This is a genomic window from Dyadobacter sp. BE31, from assembly GCF_031457695.1.
GTDB lineage: Bacteria > Bacteroidota > Bacteroidia > Cytophagales > Spirosomataceae > Dyadobacter.
In genome coordinates this window covers 979365-1001679 of the sequence record NZ_JAVDXA010000001.1, presented here as the reverse complement: position 1 = coordinate 1001679, position 22315 = coordinate 979365, and the positions used below count along the sequence as shown (strand labels likewise).

The following is a 22315-nucleotide window of genomic DNA, read 5'->3' as shown; positions in this document are numbered from 1 at the left end:
TTTCAACAAACGATCACACAAGCATGGACAACCACGAAAAGGCATCCGGAAATACCACCAAAAGAAGGGATTTTATCAAGGCCGGTGCATTGGCGGCCGGCGGTTTCATGATCGTCCCGCGGCATGTACTGGGCCGCGGCTTCACCCCTCCGAGCGACAAGCTCAATATCGCAGCAGTAGGCTGCGGCGGCAAGGCCGACTTCAATATCAAACAGGCATATAATAATGGTACTGAGAACGTCGTCGCGCTCTGTGATGTCGACGACCGCCAATCGGAAAAGTACCGTAAGCAATTTCCCAACGCACCTTACTATAAGGATTTTCGCAAAATGTTCGAGAAGGAGGCTAAGACGTTCGATGCGGTCCTCGTCACCACGCCCGACCATATGCATTATCCCGTTGCTATCGCTGCAATGGAGCTGGGGAAACATGTATATGTTGAAAAACCATTAACAAAAGATATCTGGGAAGCCCGGATGCTGACCGAGGCTGCCAAAAAATATAAGGTGGTAACCCAAATGGGCAACCAGGGCAGCAGCAGCGACGGTACCCGCAACACCGAAGCGCTCGTGCAGTCGGGGGCGATCGGGGACGTGCATACGATAGAGGTGTGGACGGACCGGCCCGTGTGGCCGCAAGGCGTGAAATCACCGAAAGACAAAGGCGAGTCGCAACCCGTACCCGCGGGCGTCGACTGGGACCTGTGGCTCGGTACCGCCCCAAAACGGGACTACCATGAAGCCTACATGCCTTTCCGCTGGCGTGGTTACTGGGATTTCGGCACCGGCGCCTTGGGCGATATGGGTTGCCATTTCCTCGACGTGCCCTTCCGCGCATTGAAACTCGGCTATCCAACCTCTGTGGAATGCAGCGTCGGCTCCGTGTATGCCGATTTCTTCCAGCAAGCATTCTTCGACGATGTAGCTCCGCCTTCGGCGAGCATCCATTTAAAATTCCCTTCCAAAACACCCGGCAAGGAAATCAACCTGAACTGGTACGACGGCGGAATGCGCCCGCAGCTGCCCGATGGCTGTGATTACAAGACCGTTTTCGGGAGTGTCGACGGTGGTATGTTGTTTATAGGTACCAAAGGCATTATCAGCGCGGAAATGTTCGGCGAAAACCCGCGGCTGTGGCCCGAGAGTAAATTCGCGAACGTCCGCATTGCTACCAAACCGCGTGCATTGGTGCAGGGTGGCTGGCAAGGACACCAGCAACAGTTTGTGCAGGCTTGTAAAAAGGGATATGGGGCCTATACAAGCTCCTCATTCGACCAGTCGGGGCCGTTGACCGAGATTGTGCTCATGGGTAACCTGGCCGTGCGGTCATACCTGCACCGCGAGGCGAAGGCGGATGGCAAAGGGTTTACATTCCCGGGCCGCCAGCGGCTGATGTGGGATGGGGCCAATATGAAGATTACCAACTTCGATGTGGCGAACCAGTTTGTGAAAAGGGAGTACCGGACGGGATGGTAATATGGTTACACCGTATTTGTTGTTGCATGCCTACGGCATTGCGGGTGATGTCGGTTGTATATGTTTTCTACCAATATTACGTCGCTAACGCGACTGGGCAACCAGCAGTGAAGTGCCGCTAGGCACGTAATATTGGTAGAATGGATGATTAACCCCGTATACTTAAATCCCGTAGGGATGTAACATCAGCGCTTATCCAATACGAATTTTACAACTCCAACTCTCGCAAATACATCTGGATCGTATTCTCTAATCCTATATATAATGCATCGCAAATCAATGCGTGACCGATGGAAACTTCATCCAGCCAGGGAATGCTTTGTTTCAAAAAATGAAGATTATCGAGGCTCAAATCGTGCCCCGCATTCAATCCTAATCCTACTTCCCGCGCCTTTTCAGCAGCTTTGATAAATGGAAGCACCGCTTTCTGGCGGTTATCGAAATAGCCGGCTGCGAAAGGCTCAGTATAGAGTTCCACGCGATCGGCGCCGCAGATTTTGGCACCTTCCACCATTTCTTCATCCGGATCCACAAAAACGGAAACGCGGATTCCCGCCGATTTGAATGTACCTACCAGGTCGGTGAGAATGGATCGGTGGGTGATCGTGTCCCAACCTGCATTGGAAGTAATGGCCCCCAATGCGTCGGGTACTAATGTTACCTGGTCGGGTTTGTTGGCCAGCACCAGCTCCACGAATTTCTTTTCCGACGGGTTGCCTTCGATGTTGAACTCGGTCGTAACGAACTCGCGGAGGTCGTACACATCCTGATAGCGGATATGCCGCTCGTCGGGCCGTGGGTGCACCGTAATGCCCTGTGCCCCGAACCGCTCGCAGTCCAGCGCTACTTTCAATACATTGGGATTGTCACCGCCACGGGAATTGCGAAGGGTGGCGATCTTGTTGATGTTGACGCTTAGACGGGTCATGGAGCTTTAATGTTGAATGATTGAATGATTGAATGTGTGAATTTAAAGAAGTCAAGTATTGTCAGTGGGTCATGGGTTGTGTGACCGGTCGCCGGAGCGAAGTGTGAGTTTTGATTCTTAGAGATGAGTTTTCAAGTGAATCACTAACTTTGCCAGGTCTGTTACAAATTTAGCATTCGAGTGTAGAAAAACACTTTTAATGCCAATTTTTAGCCTAAATCAATATGACAAACAAGAAATGACCGAATGACAATGCCTGACTAACACTGACACAATATTCGGTCATTCAATCATTCAATTATTCAAAATTAAGTAACGATGTCACTAAAATCCCAAGTAGAATCCGGCATCAAGGACGCGATGCGTGCCAAAGACCAGGATACATTACGTGCATTGCGCGCCATTAAATCATTGATTTTGTTGGAAGAAACCAAAGGCGGTGCCAGCGGCGAGCTTTCTGCCGACGACGAACTGAAACTTTTGACGAAAGCAGCGAAGCAACGTCGCGAGTCAGCGGATATCTACAAAACACAAGGCCGCGCCGATCTTTTAGAAAAAGAAGAAGCAGAATTGGCCGTGATCGAGCAGTTTTTGCCAAAACAATTGACCGAAGACGAGGTGAAAGCCAAATTGCAGGACATTATTGCAAGAGTAGGCGCCGCCGGGCCTTCGGATATGGGCAAGGTAATGGGCGTAGCTACCAAAGAACTCGCCGGACAGGCCGACGGGCGTGTCGTTTCCACGCTGGTTAAGGCATTGCTCGCATGAAATTACTGGATGTTCTCATCCTTCTTCCCCTGCTATGGGGCGCATTACATGGTTACCGCAAAGGCCTGCTGATCGAGATCATCGGGATTCTGGGCATGGTGGTAGCCATGGTTTTGGGTTTCAAATTCCTGGGCTTGGGGATGGAGGTCCTCACGCCGTATTTCAGCGAGGGCGTCGCACGGAAAATCCTGCCTTATGTGGGTTTTTCGGCGATTTTCTTTCCTACTATTTTTTTATTGAATCAATTCGGCTACACCATCCGGCGGTCGCTTCGGTATTCTATCCTGGGTACTTTCGACAGTTTTGCCGGCGCCATGGTGGGCGTTTTTACGTGGGTGTTCGGTATCAGCGTGTTTTTCTGGCTGGTGGACGCGATCGGCGTGAAAATCCCCTCGCACCGCACGGATGATACCTATCTGTACCCGCTCGTGGTGCCCGTAGCCCCCACGGTGATCACTAAAGGATTATCGCTCATGCCCAAAGGCACCGACATTATCCGTGAATGGAAACGCGATTACCTCGAAGATTGAACTTTCAATTTTCCGTCTCGGTTAAGCATTCGTTATTGACTTTCAGTACCTTTGCAGAAAATTTACAGTTGAATGCCCTGTGTGTTTGACAGATTATAGCAGAAAATGACCACGATACAGCAAAAGCAGGACATCCGTAAACTCAATGTCGACCAGATCAAAACCTGGATGACCGAACACGGAGAGAAGGCTTTCAGGGCAAAACAGATATATGAATGGATCTGGAAAAAATCGGCCCATTCATTCGACGAAATGACCAATCTCTCGCTCGCCACAAGGGAGCTGATGAACGAGCATTTTGTGATCCACTCACTCGACGTTGCGAAAAAACAGCACAGCAACGACGGTACGATCAAATCCGCATTCAAACTTTTTGACGGTAACCTCGTGGAAGGCGTGCTCATACCCGCCGCCGACCGCATGACCGCCTGCGTGAGCAGCCAGGTAGGGTGCTCCCTGACGTGCAAGTTCTGCGCGACGGGCTATATGGACCGCAAGCGGAACCTCGAAGCAGGGGAGATTTACGATCAGGTAGTCGCCATTGCACGTCAGGCCGAGAACACCTTCAATGCGCCATTGACCAACATTGTATATATGGGAATGGGCGAGCCGTTGCTCAACTACGCGAACGTGCTCCAATCGATCGAGTACATTACTTCGCCGGAAGGCCTCAATATGTCGCCGAAACGCATTACCGTTTCTACGGCGGGGATTGCGAAGATGATTAAGAAGCTCGCCGACGACGAAGTACGGTTCCGCCTCGCATTGTCGCTGCACGCGGCGAATGACGAAAAGCGTAACCAGATCATGCCGATCAACGAGTCGAACTCGCTCGATAACCTGGCCGAGGCATTGAACTATTTTTATAAGAAAACCGGCAACCGCATTACCTTCGAGTACATTGTATTTAACAATTTCAATGATACTTTACAGGATGCGAAAGAGCTTTGGGAGTTTTGCAAGCGTGTTCCGGCCCGGGTGAACATCATTGAATATAACCCGATCGCCGAGGCTGATTTTAAAAATACGGAGGCCGACCGGCTGGATAAATTTGCCGCTTTCCTGGAAGACAGAGGGGTTTCGGTGCACGTGAGAAGGAGTAGAGGGAAAGATATCGATGCCGCTTGCGGGCAGCTGGCTAACAAAGAAACAAACTGAGATTAACCTGACTTAACAATTTCTTAACATTGGGTCGGCGGTTTATAAGTAGTTTTGCGTCAATAATTCAACCTATCAACTTCTTTTATGTTTGGTCTTGAAACCGACATTTTCATCCTCCTCGCGTTTAGTATTTTAGCGGCCTGCGCATTCGAATTTGTTAATGGTTTCCACGATACCGCCAATGCGGTGGCGACGGTTATTTATACCAACTCCCTGAAACCGAATGTAGCGGTAATATGGTCGGGTTTCATGAACTTCTGCGGTGTATTCTTCGGCGGTATTGCCGTGGCCATGGGTATCGTGAACCTGCTGCCGGTAGAGTTGCTGATCGATCAGAACGTGTATCACAGTGCCGCGATGGTCTTTTCGCTGCTTTTTAGCGCCATTATCTGGAACCTGGGTACCTGGTATTTCGGCTTGCCGAGTTCCAGCTCGCACACGCTCATCGGTTCGATCCTAGGCGTGGGTCTTGCATTTACATTGATGCCTGAAAATACACAGGGAACCGGTGTGAACTGGTCGAAAGCACAAGAGTTGTTCATGTCGCTGCTGACCTCGCCGATCTTCGGTTTCGCGCTGGCGATCATTATTATGTTTATTCTGAGAAGATCATTGTCGAAGCCGCTCCGTGAGATCGTTTTCAGCGAACCTAAGAAAAATGAGGCGCCGCCGATCTGGATCCGCGCCATTCTGATTACAACCTGTACATTGGTAAGTTTCTTCCACGGCTCCAACGACGGCCAGAAAGGGGTAGGGCTCGTGATGCTCATCCTGATAGGTATCGTACCTGCGCATTTCGCATTGGATAATTCCAAAGATCCTATCGGAATGAAAACCGACCTCGTTGGTATCGAGCGGGCTGTGAACAGTATTGATTCATCCCGCCTGTCGATCTCCGACCGCGCGCATTTGTATACCATTAAAGCAGAGCTGACGCATTTGCAGGCGCAGATCAACAGCCCATTGCCGGAGCATCGCCTGCCAAAAGAGCAGCGTATGGAGGCACGTCGCTCGTTGTTGTTGATAAGCCGTAATATCAAGACGATTCTGGATAACGGAGACGCCAACCTGAATGCCACCGACCTCGCATTCCTGAAAAAACAATCGGGCAGCGAGCATGGTATCAGAAGATATACCGACTACGCTCCCGACTGGGTTATCCTCATGATTTCATTGTCTCTCGGCCTTGGAACTATGGTAGGCTGGAAGCGGATTGTAGTGACGATCGGTGAGAAGATCGGAAAGCAGCATTTGACTTACGCACAGGGCGCTTCCGCTGAATTAGTGGCGGCGAGTACGATTGGAGTGTCGTCTTACCTGGGTCTTCCGGTAAGTACCACACACGTACTTTCGTCCGGTATTGCGGGTTCGATGGTGGCCAGCAAAGGGGTGAAAAACCTGCAAGGCGGCACCATTCGTAACATCGTGATTGCGTGGGTTTTGACATTGCCCGTAACCATGTTGCTGGCGGGGACGCTGTACGCATTTTTCCGCTGGATCTTGTAAAAGCTAATATTTTTGAAGGTATAAAAAGCCGTCGGGACCGTTCCCGGCGGCTTTTGTTTTAGCGTGGCGGCCGCACTTTCTTTGCTTTTCATTGGTTTAATATCGTAAATTCGGCATGGATTTTAGTATTAAATAAAAGCCAATTATTCACCATAATGACTACAATTGAAGCGCAGGTTAACCGCTACGGTTATGTGACGGAGGCGATCGCGGAAGATATCGATCTGGTGGCGGAGATCAACCGCCTGAAAAAAGAAAAGAATGCGGTCATTCTCGCGCATTATTATGTGGATGGGGAAATCCAGGACCTGGCGGATTATATCGGCGACAGTCTGGGCCTTTCGCAGCAGGCAGCCGCTACCGATGCCGACATGATCGTTTTCTGCGGCGTGCACTTCATGGGCGAGACGGCCAAGATCCTCAGCCCGAATAAAAAGGTGGTGATCCCCGACCTGAATGCGGGTTGTTCACTGGCGGATTCCGCGCCGGCCGATAAGTTTGCGGCATTCAAAGCGCAGTATCCCGACCATATCGTGATCAGCTATATCAACTGCTCGGCGGAGATCAAGGCGTTGACCGACATTGTCTGCACTTCTTCGAATGCATTGCAGATCGTGGAAAGCCTGCCGAAAGATCAGAAGATCATCTTCGCGCCGGATGCGAACCTGGGCCGTTATGTGGCGCACAAAACCGGCCGGGATATGGTGCTTTGGGATGGCGCCTGCATTGTACACATTGATATTTCGAGGGAAAAACTCGCGCAGCTGCGTGAAGAAAACCCGGACGCATTGCTGATCGCCCACCCGGAATGTAAAGAGGATATTCTTAAACAGGCGGATTTCGTGAGCTCGACGACCGGCCTTTTGAAATTCGTGAAGGAATCGAGCCACGACAAGTTTATCGTTGCTACCGAGGCAGGTATTTTGCATAAAATGAAGCAGTCGGTGCCCGACAAGAAGCTGATTCCGGCTCCCGGCTCCGACAACAACACCTGCGCTTGCTCCGAATGCCCTTATATGAAAATGAATACCCTCGAAAAGGTCTATAATGCGCTTCTGTACGAACAGCCGGAGATCTTTGTTCCCGAGGATATCCGCCTGAAAGCTTATGATTCCGTAGCACGCATGCTGGAACTGAGCAAAGGCATCTGACACCCGATATAAAACCCTATTCCTGAAATTATGCCCCAATTTGATTTTCTGATTATCGGTTCGGGAATTGCCGGACTTAGCTATGCCGCCAAATTAGCCCGCCATTTCGATGAATTGAAACAGGAAGTGTCCATCGCTGTAATCACCAAGGTTCAGGCCGATGAAACCAACACCAAATATGCCCAGGGAGGCATTGCGGTTGTCTGGGCGGAGTCCGATTCATTTGAAAAGCATATTCAGGACACGATGGATGCGGGGGATGAGGTCAATAAAAGGAATATCGTTGAAATCGTTGTGCGCGAGGCGCCGGAGCGTATCCAGGAGCTGATCGACTATGGTACACGCTTCGATAAGGAAAAGGGCGGCGAATACGACCTCGCCAAAGAAGGCGGGCATTCCGATCACCGTATTCTGCATTTCAAAGATATAACCGGGGCGGAAATCGAGCGGGCATTACTGGAAGAGGTGAACCGCCATAAAAGCATCCAGATTTTTACGCATTACTACGCGGTGGAACTGATCACTCAGCACCACTTGGGCGAAACAGTTTACCGCTACCGGGAAGATATTAAATGCTTCGGCGCTTATGTGCTCAACCGCCAGACGGGTGAAGTAGAGAAGTTTCTGGCTAAAACGACGTTGCTCGCTACCGGCGGCATCGGCAATATTTACCAAAGTACTACCAACCCTACCATCGCCACCGGCGACGGTATTGCAATGGCCTACCGTGCAAAAGGCATTTGCGATAATATGGAATTTATCCAGTTCCACCCCACAAGCTTTTACCAGCCTGGCCAAAAGCCATCGTTCCTGATTTCGGAAGCAGTACGTGGTTTTGGAGGTATATTAAAGAGGGCCGACGGAAGTACCTTCATGGAAAACTATGATGCCCGCCTCTCGCTCGCCCCGCGCGACATCGTCGCCCGCGCTATCGACTCCGAAATGAAGAAAAACGGGGTCGATCATGTGTATCTCGACGTCCGGCATTGCGATTACGAAAAGTTTCTCGAACACTTCCCGAACATCACCGAATACTGCCTGCAACAGGGTGTGGATGTGCGGAAGGATATGATCCCCGTCGTGCCTGCGCAGCATTATATGTGCGGGGGCGTGCGCGTGAATGAGTGGGGTAAAACCAATATCGAATTTTTGTACGCGGTAGGCGAATGCGCCTGTACGGGGCTGCATGGCTCCAATCGCCTCGCTTCCAACTCCCTGCTGGAAGCAGTCGTTTTCGGGCACCGAGCGTATGAAAGCACAATCGCCAATTTCGGGAATGCGATTATCGCGCAAAACATCCCTGAGTGGGACGATAGCGGTACCACGCATCCCGAAGAGCAAGTGTTGGTAACCGAAATGACCCGCGAGCTCAACAGCATTATGTCCAATTACGTGGGCATCGTACGCACCGATCGCCGTTTGAAACGTGCCTACGACCGTCTGGAACTACTGCACCAGGAACACGAGCAGCTGTACCGCGAATCAAAGGTATCGGTAGCCATATGCGAGCTGAGGAACATGATTTCGGTTTCTTACCTGATCATTAAAATGGCAATGGCCCGACGAGAGAACATCGGGCTGCATTACAATGCCGATCATGTGCATGCTTAGAGTTCAAAGTTTAAAGCTCAAATTTCAGAGCTTACAGCTTAGAGCCTAAAGCTTACAGCTTAGAACCTTGTGCGAGCATGTTCCGGCTGCGGCGCGTTACCGCTCTTTGCCAAACGTTTTCTCCTACTTTCTGGCCCAGGTGAGTGCCTTCCTCCACGCCGTCGCGGTAGTGGATACCGCCGTAAACCCGGCTGATGGACGCATCCCAATAGGCTTCTTCAAATGACTTGAAGGACTTGATACCGTGTCCGTATTTCTTTTCGGTGGTGTCGGTGAATGCTACATTAGCCCCAACCAGATGCGTAAGCACAACACCGCAGGCTGCTGAAATGGAGCTGTGACCGCTCACGTATTCAGGGAATGCGGGTGTTTCCAGGAAGGGCCGCCAGTTAGGGTCCCAGTTGCTGTTGATCACCGTTTCGGGGCGGATCCGGACCGTGCGGTATTTCTCATCCCAACACGCAATGAACGCGTCATAAATTGAAAGTGCTCCCAGCGTATAGGCCTCTACCGATTGCATCAGGTCCAGTTTTTTGTCCGTTGCTACGGTTCGCACGATTGCCATCCAGTGACCGGCCGGGGTCATTTTTTTATTGGCAAACATGGCGTGTCCTACTACGTTGGTCACAAACGCATTGTCATCCCAGAAGTAGGCCGTCGCTTTCTGCTCTTCGGTGAGGTTGTTGCCGATGTTATAAACCTCCATTGCCAGTTGCATAAATTTGCTGCTCTTCGCGAGGTCATACGGTGCCGGCGGGGGGCAACGGAACTGCGTCACCGAGTCAAGTGCGAAAGTCCTCACGGTATTCCACATAGGCTCGCACGCATCCGCATATGCGGGTGGCGTGGGTACCCATGTGCCGGGTTTATTGGTTACCGTATAGCGGTATCCGCGTATCTCTTTATAGTGGTCTTTGGCCGAATATGCCAGTACATGCTTCGCTACCGTATCACCGTATGCGATGGAGCGTTCATATACTTCCTCGGGAATGCCCATTTCCTGGAATTTTTTGAAAAGCCCCTTTTCATAGTCATCCCACATATTTCCCGAGAAGGTAAGCGTCCTGGCGACGACCGTAAAAGCCTTGATGCTCGCAAGTGGAAAGCAATAGGCCAGCGTCGTATCCGGTCTGGGCGGGGTTTTGAATTTAACCAACTGGTTTCCAAGTGATTGGTATTCTTTGTTGCCCGGAGATAGCGCCTCGTAAGCGGCAAGGAACGAATAGCCATAGATACGGCTTGCAACCGGCGGCTTAAATATATCGTGAATAATCACGTCCGTAAGATGCGTCGCGGTCTCATGGAAAAGCTGAGGATCGGCTGCTTTCGCATTATACTCGTTGGGCGAAGACTCTTTTTTACATCCGTATAAGAAGCAGACAAGCAAGAGGGAGAGTAAAGGAAACTTCATTCGATTGAGTTGGGAAATTTGTAACTGGAAACGTCTACGAATATAGCAAGAAATGAGAATTCGGCGATAATAATGTACAAAAGTGTGATTTATTGTAACTTATATATCACTAGTTCATAAAAATTGTTCGATTGGTACTACTATTTATTGTTATTTTTTAAGAATGCATATTCATTAATCGGGAAACCTTTTTTTTGTTAAAAAATTGATATCTTTTTGTACAATCAAACGAGTATATAAAATCTAATGGTACTTCTCCTACAAACAACAGGAGTATCTATATGAGATTGTGTATGATATACACTGTTTGATGTCCTGAACTCTGATCGATGAAAGTACTCACCCTTATCACTAAAATTACTCTATGTAAAAAATTCTCCTGGCTACACTTTTTCTGACTCGCTACGGCAGATTTTCGGAATGGAAATCACCGTCTGACGCTACGTTCCGTGCTTATACGGTTAAGCAAACATTCTTACTACAACATTTTTTAATCTAACTATTAATCTATGAGATTTTCTACTGGATGGACGCCTCGTGCTGTATCACGAAGTGTTTTTTCTCTTTGTCTGGCCCTGTTGACGGTCGTGGGTGCATTCGCCCAGAACACCATCAAGGGTAAGATCAAAGATGAACAGGGACAGCCGCTGCCTGGTGTGAGCGTTGTCGTGAAGGGAACCACCGCAGGTACAGTAACCGACAATGAAGGACTCTACACCGTGAATGCCGAAAGAAACGGCACACTCGTGTTCTCATTCATCGGTTACCTCACGCAGGAGATCCCCGTAGGCGGCAAAAGCATTCTCGATGTGATCCTGCTGGCTGATACAAAAGCATTGGAAGAAGTAGTCGTGGTAGGTTATGGTACCGCCAAAAAGGCGACCCTGACCGGCTCGGTTACTGCTGTAAAAGGTGCTGAACTTCAGAAAGCGCCTGCCGCCAACTTATCCAACACACTGGGCGGTCGTTTGCCCGGTATTTCGGCGGTACAATCAAGCGGTGAGCCTGGTTATGACGGCTCTGCGATCCGTATCCGTGGTACCAACTCATTGGGTAACAGCAACGCGCTGATCGTAGTGGACGGTGTTCCTAACCGTTCCGGTGGTCTCGACCGCATCAACCCTGCCGACATCGAGAGTATTTCGGTACTGAAAGATGCGGCTGCGGCAATCTACGGTTCACGTGCAGGTAACGGGGTTATCCTCATTACCACCAAGCGCGGTAAGTCGGGCAAGCCACAGATTTCTTATGATATGAACCTGGGCGTGTCGCAACCTACGCGTACGCCTGAAATGTCGAATGCAGCTGAATATGCGACGATCCGTAACGAATTGCAAATTTATGACAACCTGCCGGTAGGCCAGTGGCAAGGTGCATTGCAAGGTTTTAACACCAACGGGTCTTACACCAGAACTGACAACGGAAACGTAGTTAACGCTGTGTTTACGCCGGACGATATGAAGAAGTTCCGCGACGGATCAGATCCTTTCTTGCACCCTAATACAGACTGGTACGGCTCGGTGATCCGCAAATGGGCACCTCAGCAACGCCACAACCTGCAATTGACAGGCGGTAGCGAGAACGTAAAATACCTTGCTTCCATCGGCCACATCAACCAGGATGGTTATTACGTGAATTCTGCGACTGGTTACAAGCAATATGACATGCGTTTGAACCTCGACACGAAAATCAACAAGTATGTAACTGCAAACTTGGGTGTGACTTTGCGTGAAGAGTTCCGCCATTTCCCGAGTGGTGGTAACAGCGCAGGTGCGATCTTCCGTATGCTGATGCGCGGTAAACCAACCGAAATCGCAATCTGGCCGGACGGACGTCCAGGTCCTGATATCGAGAACGGTCAGAACCCGGCGGTGATCACTACCAACACAACAGGTTATAACAACGACAAGAGAGACTATATCCAAACTAATGGAGGTCTGGAAATCCAGGTGCCAGGTGTGCCAGGGTTGAAAATCAATGCAATGGCCGCTATTGACAAGCAGCTGCGTCGTCAGAAAAACTTCGAAACTCCCTGGACATTGTATTTCTGGGACAAGAAAACGTATGAAGCCGACGGTAAAACACCATTCCTGACAGGAACTGTACGTTCTACATTCAAAGACCCACGTCTGAGAGAAAGTGCTTCACAGGAATTGTCGGTTCAGCTGACCGGTCAGGTTTCTTACGAAAAATCGATCGACGGCCACAACTTCAACCTGATGGGTGGTATTCAGCGCGAGAAAGTGGATGCTGATGGTTTCTATGCATTCCGTCGTTACTTCATTTCTCCGGTTGTTGACCAGCTTTTCGCAGGTGGTACGCCTGAGCAGGATCTGGGTAACTTCGATTTGTACAAAAGAGCACGTTTGAGCTACTTCGGTCGTGCAGGTTACAACTTTAAAGAGAAATACCTTGCCGAATTCCTGTGGCGCGTGGATGGCTCTTACGTATTCCCTAAAGATGGCCGTTTCGGTTTCTTCCCGGGAGTATCGGCAGGATGGCGTATTTCAGAAGAAGGCTTCTGGAAAAACAACATCTCACGTTACGTGAACAACGTGAAGCTGCGCGGATCGTGGGGACAGATGGGTGCAGAGCCTTACAACCTCGGAAGCGATGTACTGGCTGAGTATCAATACTTGTCGACAATGGGCTTCGGAACCTACATCATCAATGATCAGGTTGCAAAAACATTGCTTGAAACCCGTGTTGCTAACCCAAGCTTTACCTGGGAGGTTGCCAACAACTCCAACTTCGGTATCGAAGGTACGTTGTTCAACGACAAGCTCTCATTCGAATTCGACTATTTCGTAAACAACCGTTCGAAAACACTGATCCCGAAAACAGGTTCTACACCTTCAACTGCGGGTATCGACGGCAAGCTTCCTCCCCAAAACCTGGGTAAACTGCAAAACAAAGGATGGGAGTTCAAGCTGAGCTATGACGGCAATGCGGGCGACTTCACTTACTCTGTGAGCGTTAATGGTGGTTATGCCAAAAACAAAATCAAGTACTGGGATGAGGTTCCGGGAGCTCCTTCTTATCAGCGCTCAACCGGCATGCCTTACGGATCATTCCTTGTATACCAATTCGACGGCGTATTCAGGAGCCAGGAAGAAATCGATGCTAAAACACTCGATTATGGCCCTATCACAGGTAACCTGCGCCCTGGTGACATGAAGTTCAAAGACGTGAACGGCGACGGCAAAATCAGCGCCGACGACCGTATCCGTACCGAGAAAGTATCTCGTCCATGGTTCACAGGTGGTGCTTCGGTCAACCTGGGTTACAAACAATTCGATTTGTCGATGTTGTTCCAGGGAACACTGGGAGGGCTACAAATCGTAGGTTTGACAGAGTCGGGTGACATCGGTAACTATCTGAAATACGACTTCGACCACCGTTGGACAATCGACAACCCAACCGACAAATACCCACGTCTGACCAACCGTAACAACCGTTACTACACCAACACAGGTCAGGCAGGTATCAACAACTACTTCCTGAAAAGCAACAACTACCTGCGTTTGAAAAATATCGAAATCGGGTATAACCTGCCTTCGGAAATCGGTTCGAAAATCGGTTTGAGCAACCTGAGAGTCTATGTGAACGGATTGAACCTGTTGACTTTCGACAAAATCAAGGTTTGGGATCCGGAAGCGACTACCAACAGTGGTCAGTACTATCCGCAATCAAGAGTTGTCAGCGCAGGTGTACGTCTAGCATTTTAACGAATCAGAAATATGAAATTGACATATAAGTTTTTATTGGTTGCTGCACTGATGACGGGAGGCTTGTCATCATGCGATACTGATTTCCTCGATGTAACGCCACCGACCGAAATCGCGGGCGACGCGGTATGGGGGGACGGTGCCTTGTCGGAAAGTTTTGTCACGGGTATTTACGCTGGTTTGCAGCAGGGCGGTTTCAGCGAGCAAATGCTTGCTTCCCTGACGGACGAGGCGGTATTTACCCACACAGGCCGTAACATTAACACCGTAAACGAAGGTAGTTTGAGCCCTTCCAACCTCGGTTGGGTGGATGCTACCTACGGTTGGAGCCAAATGTACCAATACATTCGTGCTTCGAACCTGGCCATCTCTAAACTGGCGACTGCCACTTTTACAGATGAGACATTGAAAGCACGCCTGAGAGGGGAAGCGTATTTTATGCGCGCCTACTATTATCAGCAGCTCGTACGCTACTATGGTAGTGTGCCTATTATCAAGAAAGTGTATGCTTTGAACGAAGATTATTCCGTAGCACGCGGCACTTTCGACGAATGTGTGAAGCAGATCGTAAGTGACGCCGACAGCGCAGCTCTGCTGCTGGACGGTAAAAATCCGGCTAAGGGCCGCGCTACCAAGACTGCTGCGCTCGCATTGAAAGCCCGGGTATTGTTGTACGCTGCCAGCGACCTGCACGACATTCCGACTGCTAAGGCGAACTCACCAGTGATCGCAGCTTTCCCGAATCCTGAATTTCTCGGATACACTTCGGGCGACCGTAAAGCTCGCTGGGTGGCCGCGCAAGCTGCTGCGAAAGCTGCTTTGGACGCAAGCGGTAATGGTTATAAGCTGAACCTGACTGCGCCGGTAACTGCGGAGCAAGGTCGTCTTAACTACATCTCCTTGGCGATGGCTGGTGCCAGTGCGGACAAAACCCTGGATGCGTCGGCGAACGATATCATTTTCGGACGCTATTTCACGCCAAGCCAGAACGAAGGTGCGCGCCAGACCGGTTTGAACAACGGTCCTAACGGCTATCACAACTGGGCGGGTAACACGCCGATCGGAACGCTGGTGGACGATTATGAAATGATGGATGGTACGTCGTTCTCATGGACTAATCCTACGCACAAAGCGAATCCTTACGTAAACCGCGACCCACGTTTCTATGCAACGATCATGTACGACGGAGCTAACTGGAAACCACGTCCTTCGGATGCGAAAGACCCTGCTAACCAGATTCAGACCGGTGCATATGACCTCCTGGACGACAAAGGTGCGTTGATCAACCGTAAAGGATTGGATACCCGCAGCAGCTCAATCGAAGACTGGAACGGTAGCCGCACGGGTTACTACATGCGTAAGTTCATCGATCCGAACCCGTCGCTGTACGACAACACCGATCGTCAGAACATTCCATGGCCGTTCTTCCGTGTAACTGAAAACGTATTCAATTACATCGAGGCGAGCATTGAGCTAGGCGAGGACGCAGTGGCATTGGAATGGCTGAACAAGATCCGTTTCCGCGCTGGTATGCCTGCATTGAAAGTGTCAGGTGCTGCTTTGAAAGAAGCCTTCCGCCACGAGAAACGCATTGAAATGGCTTATGAAGAGCAGCGTTACCACGATGCACGCCGCTGGATGGTTGCTCCTACTACTTTGGGCCGCTCTTTGCAGTACATCAACGTAATCGGTAAGTTCAAGCCTGGTAAGTCGATGAAAGAGCCATATCACTACGATCCAACGGTTTACGACTATACTTATACGCCGGTAGAAGAGAAATCGCATGAGAACCGTACGTGGGTGGACAAGATGTATTTCCGTCCGTTCAGCCGCGACGAAATCAACCGTAACGCAAAACTGGTACAAAACCCGGGTTACGATAAATAGTTATATTTTATTGACTAATTTTACTGAAACTATGTCTTGGCTTACAAGGCATAGTTTCTTTTTTTACTCCTTCAAAACTCTTCATTCCTGTCATGAAGCAAATATGGCCCTGGAAAGCAGGCAGCATTGTTCTGATCGCTGGACTGGCACTTTCCGGATGTGACAAATCCTCCGATTCCAAAGAAGAAAAGAAAGGTGCCGACGGCCCGAAGCTTTTTACACTCCTGAGTCCCGAACAGACAAAAGTAGATTTCTCCAATACACTCACCGAGGGGTTGAACACCAACGTGCTGATGTACGAATACTTCTATAATGGGGGAGGGGTTGCTGTGGGCGACCTCAATGGCGACGGGCTCGACGATATCTACTTCACCGGCAATATGGTGCCGAACAAGCTGTATCTGAACAAGGGCAAGATGGTATTCGGGGATATTACGGCCGTTGCGCACGTAGGAGGGCGTGAGCGCCCGTGGAAGACAGGCGTGACGATGGCCGATGTAAATGGGGATGGTAAACTGGATATTTACGTTTGCTACTCCGGCGCCGTTTCGCCCGAGAGCCTGAAAGACCAGCTGTTCATTAACAAAGGCAACAATGCGCAGGGAATTCCGCAGTTTGAAGAAATGGCGGAGCAATATGGCCTGGGTGTATTAAGCAACAGCACGCAAGCAGCATTTTTTGATTTCGATAAAGACGGGGACCTCGATATGTTCCTGCTTAACCATAATCCCAAAGCCCTGCCGATCCTCGACGAGGCAAGCACGGCCGATATTCTCAAAAAGGAAGACCCCGTGACCGGCGTGAGGCTGTTCCGGAACGATCCGCAAAATGGCACACCACATTTTACAGACATTACTAAAAAAGCAGGCATCCACAGCTCGCAACTGACCTACGGCCTGGGTATAGGCATTGCCGATATTAACCAGGATGGCTGGCAGGATATGTACATTTCCAACGACTACTCCGTACCGGATTTTTTATACATCAACAATGGAAACGGCACATTCACCGATGTGCTGGACGCCAGTATCGGTCACACATCGCACTCTTCGATGGGTAACGACATCGCCGATTTTAACAACGACGGACTGCCCGACATTTTCACGCTCGACATGCTTCCCGAGGATAACCGCCGCCAGAAACTGCTGACGGGCCTCGATAATTACGAGTTGTTTGATTTTAATGTCAAAATGGGCTTTCATCATCAGTATATGCGCAATATGCTGCAACTGAATGAAGGCCTGGGCAAGGGCACGAAACATCCCCTGTTTTCCGAAATCGGTCAGCTTTCGGGCGTTTCCAATACCGACTGGAGCTGGGCGTCGCTGTTTGCGGACTACGATAACGACGGCTGGAAAGATCTTTTTATTACGAATGGCAACCTGCGGGACTTCACCAATATGGATTTTGTGAAGTTTATGGGTGATCATCTGAAGCGCATTGAAGGCCAGGTGAAGCGTGAAGACGTGCTCCAACTGGTGTACCAGATGCCGTCTTCGAATATGAAAAACTATCTTTTCCAAAACAGAAAAGACCTGACATTTACCAACGTAGCCGACAGCTGGGGTCTCGGAGAAATATCCAATTCCGGCGGCGCAGCCTATACCGACCTCGATAACGACGGCGACCTGGACCTGGTCGTGAACAATATCAACAAGCCCGCATTCATTTACCAGAATGAAGGGGATAAACATTTGAAAAATAATTACCTGAAAGTAAAACTGAACGGGTCCGGCCAGAATACACTCGGCCTTGGCGCGAAGGTGACGATCTACCAGAAAGGCCAGCAGCAGTACCTCGAACAAATGCCGACCCGCGGATACCAGTCGAGTGTGTCGCCGACACTGCATTTCGGATTGGGTAAGGAAGGGGCGGTTGATTCGCTGGTAGTAACCTGGCTGAATGGCAAGCAGGAAATGGTGATTAATCCTAAAACAAATACCACGCTGGCGCTGTCAGAGGTGAATGCCAAAGAAAAAGCGAAGGCGGTAAAAGTGGCTGCGCCGGTGTTTGTGCCGGTTGCTTCGCCGATCGCATTCAAGAGCCCGGCTGTGAAAATGAATGACTTCAAACGGCAGCCCTTGCTGATCAACCCCATTTCCTTCTCGAACCCGTGCATGCGGAAAGGCGATGTAAATGGGGATGGCCTGGATGATGTGTTTATCGGAGGTACCTCGGGTGAGGCGGCTAAGTTGTATATCCAGCAAAAGGGCGGCGCATTTACCGCAAAGCCCGTTCCCGCTTTTGAGGCCGACAAGCGAAGTGAAGATACCGACGCATTGTTTTTTGATGCGAATGGCGATGGCTCGCAGGACATATTCGTGGCTAGCGGCGGTTACGCGAGCTTCATGCCGGAGGATCCATTGTTGCAAAGCCGGTTGTACATCAATGACGGCAAAGGCAATTTTACCAAAGCCTCGGGCGCTTTGCCTGCCATGCTCACGAGCACGAGTTGCGTACGCACGGCGGACATCAATGGCGACGGCAAACCTGACCTTTTTGTGGGAGGCCGGGTCATTCCGGGCCGGTACCCCGAAATACCCCGCAGCTATGTCCTGATTAATGACGGCAAAGGCAAATTCACCGACCAGACGGCTTCCATTTCCAAAGAGCTGGAAAACATAGGCCTGGTGACCGATGCGGCCTGGACAGATCTGAACGGTGATAAAAAAGCCGATCTGATCGTGGTAGGAGAGTGGATGCCGGTCACGGTTTTGATCAACAACAATGGCAAGCTCGAAAACAAAACCACTGAATACTTTGACAAACCCTACAACGGCTGGTGGAACAAAATCCTCGTGGAAGACCTGAACGGAGACGGAAAGGACGACCTCGTGATCGGGAATATGGGTACCAATACCCAATGCAAAGCCAGTGATAGTGAGCCGGTGGAAATGGTGTACAAGGATTTCGACGGCAATGGCTCTGTTGACCCGATTATGAGCTTTTACATTCAGGGCAAGAGCTACCCTTATGTTACCCGCGACGAAATGCTCGATCAGATGAGCATCATGCGTACCCGTTACCAGGATTACAAAAGCTACGCGGATCTGACGGTGAAGGAGATTTTTACCAAAGAAGAACTGGAAGGAGCGAAGGAATTGAAAGCGACCTATCTGAAAACGGCCTATTTCGAAAGGGCCGCGAACGGCAAGTTTGTGGAAAAAACATTGCCGTTACAGACACAGGTATCGCCCGTGTACACCATTACCTCGCTCGATTACAATGGCGATGGGAAGAAAGACCTGTTGCTTTGCGGTAATATCAGCAAGGCGCGGCTCCGTTTCGGGAAGTACGACGCCAATTACGGTATTCTTTTGCAGGGCAATGGCAAAGGGCAATTTGAATACGTCAATCAGGATAAATCGGGTTTTGGCTTAAAAGGCGATGTGCGCAGCGTACTGCCGGTCGGTAACAAGCTGCTATTCGGGATCAATCAACAGGAAATTAAAGCATATCAAATTGGTAAAGTTCAGTAACCTCCTTCTGGGAATGCTGCTGGCTCTCATGTGGGCGGCTTGCAAAAAAAGTGAATCAAAAAAGGAGATCGATCCGACGGTGATCGGTCAGGTGACGCAGCACATGACCGATGTAATGGTACATGACGTCACTAATCCGCCGCTGGGCGCGCGGTTTTATTCCTACGCGTGTCTGGCAGGATACGAAGTGGTAGCTGCCAACGACAAAGCGTATCCCACCATGCACGGGGTCCTGAATGACTTCCCGGAAATCGAAAAGCCGAAGGTTGCCGAGTACTCCTATCAACTGGCGGCAGTTTTGGCGATGCTCGAAACGGCAAAAAAAATGCAGCCGTCGGGTGGTTTGCTGCTCAAAAAGCACCAGCAGAGTCTGGTGGATTCCTGCAAGAAAATCGGGTTCACCGAAGAGGTACTGGCCGGATCGCAGGAATATGCGCTGGCCATCAGCAAGCAGATCCTCAAATATGCCAAAGCCGACCGTTACAATAAGATCAGCAACTTCCCGCGTTATGAGCCGCACGGCGGCCCGGGAACCTGGTACCCGACGCCCCCCGGCTATTTTCCGCCGGTAGAGCCTTATTTCAAAACCGTACGGCCATTCACATTGGACTCGGCATCGCAGTTCAAGCCCGTGCCGCCTGTCGCGTTTTCGGAATCGAAAGACTCGGAGTTTTTTAAGCTCATGAAGCGCAACTACGACGACGATCAAAAAGCGGAAGAGCACCGGGTAATCGCTGCGTTCTGGGATTGTAACCCATTTGCATTAGAAAATAAGGGCCATTTATTGGTAGGGATGAAGAAAATCTCCCCGGGAGCACACTGGATGGGCATTACCGATATTGCCTGCCGGAAGGCAAAAACCGATTTTTCCAAAACCATGCTGATCAATACCTCGGTGGCGATCGGGTTGATGGATGGTTTTATGGCCTGCTGGGACGAGAAGTACCGCAGCAACCGCATCCGCCCCGAAACTGCCATCCGCAAATACATCGACCCGACCTGGAAGCCATTTCTCCAGACACCGCCATTTCCGGAATACCTGAGCGGACACTCAGTCATATCAACAGCGGCTGCCGTTATTCTTACCCATTATTTCGGCGACAATTTTGCCTATACCGACACTGTGGAGGAACGTTTCAATCTGAAAGCACGTCCATTCAGGTCCTTTCTTCACGCCTCGGAGGAATCCGGCATTTCGCGTTTTTACGGTGGTATCCACTTTATGGATGCGATCGAGAATGGTCAGAAGCAAGGCCGGAAAGTCGGAGAATGGGTGATCGGGAAGCTGGGCAACCAGGCGGTGGCGGCGTCAGGAAAGTAGGATCTTGCGTTCGCGCAGGAGCGCTTGCGCGAATGTGTATCCGACTTCAAAAAGCTGATCTGCTTTCCGAAAATCAAAAATGCTGAAACGGCTCAACGCAGGCGGCTCTATGAGGAGGTCGCATTTCGCGGACCGTGTCTTGGTTTTGGTATGCATGGCCAGAATGAGGCTCCGGTAGACGATCTCCGTGGTGCGTTTCAGCGGTTTATCCAGGTTAAAAGGATTGCAATGGCTCCCGATAATATAATCTGCTTCGTCGAGCACCGGTTCGACGGGCAGGTTGTTCAAAACGCCACCATCGACCAGGTCGCGGCCATGGTAATGCATCGGGCTGAAAAGCCCGGGAATGCAGCACGAAGCCAGCACCGGCAAAGCCAGTTCTCCGCTTCGGAAACGGACTTCTTCGCCCAAAACAATGTCGGTAGCGGTCACTACCAGTGGTATTTTAAGTGATTCAAAAGCATTTTCAGGAATGAACCTGCGGAAAACGTCCTCCATCTTCCGCATGTGCAGCAAGCCATTCGCTCCGATCCCAAATCTCAGATAGGGATAAAAGCTCGTGTCGCGAATGATTTTCAATATCTCCATAGGCTCATATCCGTAACCCAGCAACGCTCCCACAAACGCGCCCGAGCTCGTCGCGCTGATCACATCCGGCCGCACGCCATGCTCCCACAACGCCTGCGCCACGCCCACATGCGCGATACCACGCGCGCCCCCGCCTGAGAGGACTAGTGCTGTTTTCATGGTTAGGGAAGAAGTATTAACTCATCGACTCGTTCGAAATGCTTCACATTCAACGTTATTAGCGGCAAGCGGTAATGGATCGCCGTAGCGGCTATGAAAAGATCTGCCATGCCGATTAATTTGCTTTGCTTCTTGAGGGCCTTGTTGATGTCGACAGCCGTGCGAGCGACTTCTTTGTCGAATGCCAAAACCTGCGTTCTGAGCAAAAAGTCCTCCCAATAATCTATTTGATTTTGGGTAGTGCCGGTGTAAATTTCGAATTCTGTGACCGCCGAAATGCAAAAGCGGAAACCCCCTGTTGTTAGTTTCATCAGCCGGGAATTTGCTTTGTCGGATTTGCGGAAAAAATCGATGAGAATGGAAGTATCAACAAGCACTAGTTCTTTCGCCATTGGTCAATTGCCTTTCTGGTTTCTTCAATCGTTTTTACTTGATCTTCAGAGAACGTTGGGGCTGACAGTAGGAATTCTTCGAGTGAATCGCTGGTAGATTCATTTTCCATTCGGTTAATCTCGGCTTTCAATTGGGCACGCTGAGTGTCCGATAGGCCTCTGATCAGGCTGATCAATTCATCGAATGATATGTTTTCCAGCGCTTGCATATTCAAATATA

General features: G+C 50.2%; 16 protein-coding genes. 11 read left to right on the top strand and 5 right to left on the bottom strand.

What is annotated here, in order from left to right; genetic code table 11:
- The first annotated feature begins 23 nt into the window (after positions 1-23).
- On the top strand, positions 24-1475 hold the full coding sequence (locus J2Y43_RS04215) for a Gfo/Idh/MocA family oxidoreductase (RefSeq protein WP_309981112.1): 1452 nt from the start codon (positions 24-26) through the stop codon (positions 1473-1475).
- 208 nt (positions 1476-1683) lie between these two features.
- On the opposite strand, the gene J2Y43_RS04210 is transcribed toward J2Y43_RS04215, so the two are convergent.
- Entirely contained in the window at positions 1684-2403 is a 720-nt protein-coding gene (locus J2Y43_RS04210; protein WP_309981113.1) for a pyridoxine 5'-phosphate synthase, read from the bottom strand.
- 318 nt (positions 2404-2721) lie between these two features.
- Between J2Y43_RS04210 and J2Y43_RS04205 the strand changes: the two genes are divergently transcribed.
- The 6 genes from J2Y43_RS04205 (at position 2722) to nadB (ending at position 9130) form a co-directional block, all read left to right on the top strand.
- Positions 2722-3171, top strand: a complete 450-nt coding sequence (locus J2Y43_RS04205) for a GatB/YqeY domain-containing protein (protein ID WP_309981114.1) — start codon at positions 2722-2724, stop codon at positions 3169-3171.
- Positions 3168-3701, top strand: a complete 534-nt coding sequence (locus J2Y43_RS04200) for a CvpA family protein (RefSeq protein ID WP_309981115.1) — start codon at positions 3168-3170, stop codon at positions 3699-3701. The genes J2Y43_RS04205 and J2Y43_RS04200 overlap by 4 nt, the downstream gene beginning before the upstream one ends.
- 105 nt (positions 3702-3806) lie before the next feature.
- Positions 3807-4859 (top strand): 23S rRNA (adenine(2503)-C(2))-methyltransferase RlmN, encoded by a 1053-nt coding sequence (rlmN, locus tag J2Y43_RS04195; protein WP_309981116.1) that lies wholly within the window; start codon positions 3807-3809, stop codon positions 4857-4859.
- Positions 4860-4946: 87 nt separating this feature from the next.
- On the top strand, positions 4947-6368 hold the full coding sequence (locus J2Y43_RS04190; RefSeq protein WP_309981117.1) for an inorganic phosphate transporter: 1422 nt from the start codon (positions 4947-4949) through the stop codon (positions 6366-6368).
- A 155-nt stretch (positions 6369-6523) separates the two neighbouring features.
- A complete protein-coding gene (gene nadA, locus J2Y43_RS04185) occupies positions 6524-7519 on the top strand; it encodes a quinolinate synthase NadA (protein ID WP_309981118.1) in 996 nt (331 codons plus the stop codon).
- A 30-nt stretch (positions 7520-7549) separates the two neighbouring features.
- Positions 7550-9130, top strand: coding sequence for an L-aspartate oxidase (gene nadB, locus J2Y43_RS04180; RefSeq protein ID WP_309981119.1), 1581 nt, complete (start codon positions 7550-7552; stop codon positions 9128-9130).
- A gap of 52 nt (positions 9131-9182) precedes the next feature.
- Here the strand turns inward: nadB and J2Y43_RS04175 are convergent, their stop codons facing one another.
- A complete protein-coding gene (locus J2Y43_RS04175) occupies positions 9183-10541 on the bottom strand; it encodes a vanadium-dependent haloperoxidase (protein ID WP_309981120.1) in 1359 nt (452 codons plus the stop codon).
- Between the two features lie 509 nt (positions 10542-11050).
- Between J2Y43_RS04175 and J2Y43_RS04170 the strand changes: the two genes are divergently transcribed.
- The 4 genes from J2Y43_RS04170 (at position 11051) to J2Y43_RS04155 (ending at position 20956) form a co-directional block, all read left to right on the top strand.
- On the top strand, positions 11051-14269 hold the full coding sequence (locus tag J2Y43_RS04170; protein WP_309981121.1) for a TonB-dependent receptor: 3219 nt from the start codon (positions 11051-11053) through the stop codon (positions 14267-14269).
- A gap of 12 nt (positions 14270-14281) precedes the next feature.
- Entirely contained in the window at positions 14282-16156 is a 1875-nt protein-coding gene (locus J2Y43_RS04165) for a RagB/SusD family nutrient uptake outer membrane protein (protein ID WP_309981122.1), read from the top strand.
- Between the two features lie 92 nt (positions 16157-16248).
- Positions 16249-19635: a VCBS repeat-containing protein gene (locus J2Y43_RS04160; protein ID WP_309981123.1), complete on the top strand. Its 3387-nt coding sequence runs from the start codon at positions 16249-16251 to the stop codon at positions 19633-19635.
- Positions 19636-19648: 13 nt separating this feature from the next.
- Positions 19649-20956 (top strand): vanadium-dependent haloperoxidase, encoded by a 1308-nt coding sequence (locus J2Y43_RS04155; RefSeq protein WP_309981124.1) that lies wholly within the window; start codon positions 19649-19651, stop codon positions 20954-20956.
- Here the strand turns inward: J2Y43_RS04155 and J2Y43_RS04150 are convergent.
- Genes J2Y43_RS04150 through J2Y43_RS04140 form a run of 3 tightly spaced genes read right to left on the bottom strand, consistent with a single transcriptional unit; the run spans position 20945 to position 22304 of the window.
- On the bottom strand, positions 20945-21703 hold the full coding sequence (locus J2Y43_RS04150; RefSeq protein WP_309981125.1) for a patatin-like phospholipase family protein: 759 nt from the start codon (positions 21701-21703) through the stop codon (positions 20945-20947). The genes J2Y43_RS04155 and J2Y43_RS04150 overlap by 12 nt on opposite strands.
- Before the next feature lie 2 nt (positions 21704-21705).
- Entirely contained in the window at positions 21706-22095 is a 390-nt protein-coding gene (locus J2Y43_RS04145; protein ID WP_309981126.1) for a type II toxin-antitoxin system VapC family toxin, read from the bottom strand.
- On the bottom strand, positions 22080-22304 hold the full coding sequence (locus J2Y43_RS04140) for a hypothetical protein (protein ID WP_309981127.1): 225 nt from the start codon (positions 22302-22304) through the stop codon (positions 22080-22082). The genes J2Y43_RS04145 and J2Y43_RS04140 overlap by 16 nt, the downstream gene beginning before the upstream one ends.
- Positions 22305-22315: the final 11 nt, after the last annotated feature.

Bases quoted from the DNA above. Each gene is read 5' to 3' on its own strand.
- nadA (WP_309981118.1), top strand. From the start codon at position 6,524: ATGACTACAATTGAAGCGCAGGTTAACCGCTACGGTTATGTGACGGAG.
- J2Y43_RS04145 (WP_309981126.1), bottom strand. From the start codon at position 22,095: ATGGCGAAAGAACTAGTGCTTGTTGATACTTCCATTCTCATCGATTTT.
- rlmN (WP_309981116.1), top strand. From the start codon at position 3,807: ATGACCACGATACAGCAAAAGCAGGACATCCGTAAACTCAATGTCGAC.
- J2Y43_RS04150 (WP_309981125.1), bottom strand. From the start codon at position 21,703: ATGAAAACAGCACTAGTCCTCTCAGGCGGGGGCGCGCGTGGTATCGCG.
- J2Y43_RS04140 (WP_309981127.1), bottom strand. From the start codon at position 22,304: ATGCAAGCGCTGGAAAACATATCATTCGATGAATTGATCAGCCTGATC.
- J2Y43_RS04210 (WP_309981113.1), bottom strand. From the start codon at position 2,403: ATGACCCGTCTAAGCGTCAACATCAACAAGATCGCCACCCTTCGCAAT.
- nadB (WP_309981119.1), top strand. From the start codon at position 7,550: ATGCCCCAATTTGATTTTCTGATTATCGGTTCGGGAATTGCCGGACTT.
- J2Y43_RS04165 (WP_309981122.1), top strand. From the start codon at position 14,282: ATGAAATTGACATATAAGTTTTTATTGGTTGCTGCACTGATGACGGGA.
- J2Y43_RS04175 (WP_309981120.1), bottom strand. From the start codon at position 10,541: ATGAAGTTTCCTTTACTCTCCCTCTTGCTTGTCTGCTTCTTATACGGA.
- J2Y43_RS04200 (WP_309981115.1), top strand. From the start codon at position 3,168: ATGAAATTACTGGATGTTCTCATCCTTCTTCCCCTGCTATGGGGCGCA.
- J2Y43_RS04170 (WP_309981121.1), top strand. From the start codon at position 11,051: ATGAGATTTTCTACTGGATGGACGCCTCGTGCTGTATCACGAAGTGTT.
- J2Y43_RS04160 (WP_309981123.1), top strand. From the start codon at position 16,249: ATGAAGCAAATATGGCCCTGGAAAGCAGGCAGCATTGTTCTGATCGCT.
- J2Y43_RS04155 (WP_309981124.1), top strand. From the start codon at position 19,649: ATGCTGCTGGCTCTCATGTGGGCGGCTTGCAAAAAAAGTGAATCAAAA.
- J2Y43_RS04205 (WP_309981114.1), top strand. From the start codon at position 2,722: ATGTCACTAAAATCCCAAGTAGAATCCGGCATCAAGGACGCGATGCGT.
- J2Y43_RS04190 (WP_309981117.1), top strand. From the start codon at position 4,947: ATGTTTGGTCTTGAAACCGACATTTTCATCCTCCTCGCGTTTAGTATT.
- J2Y43_RS04215 (WP_309981112.1), top strand. From the start codon at position 24: ATGGACAACCACGAAAAGGCATCCGGAAATACCACCAAAAGAAGGGAT.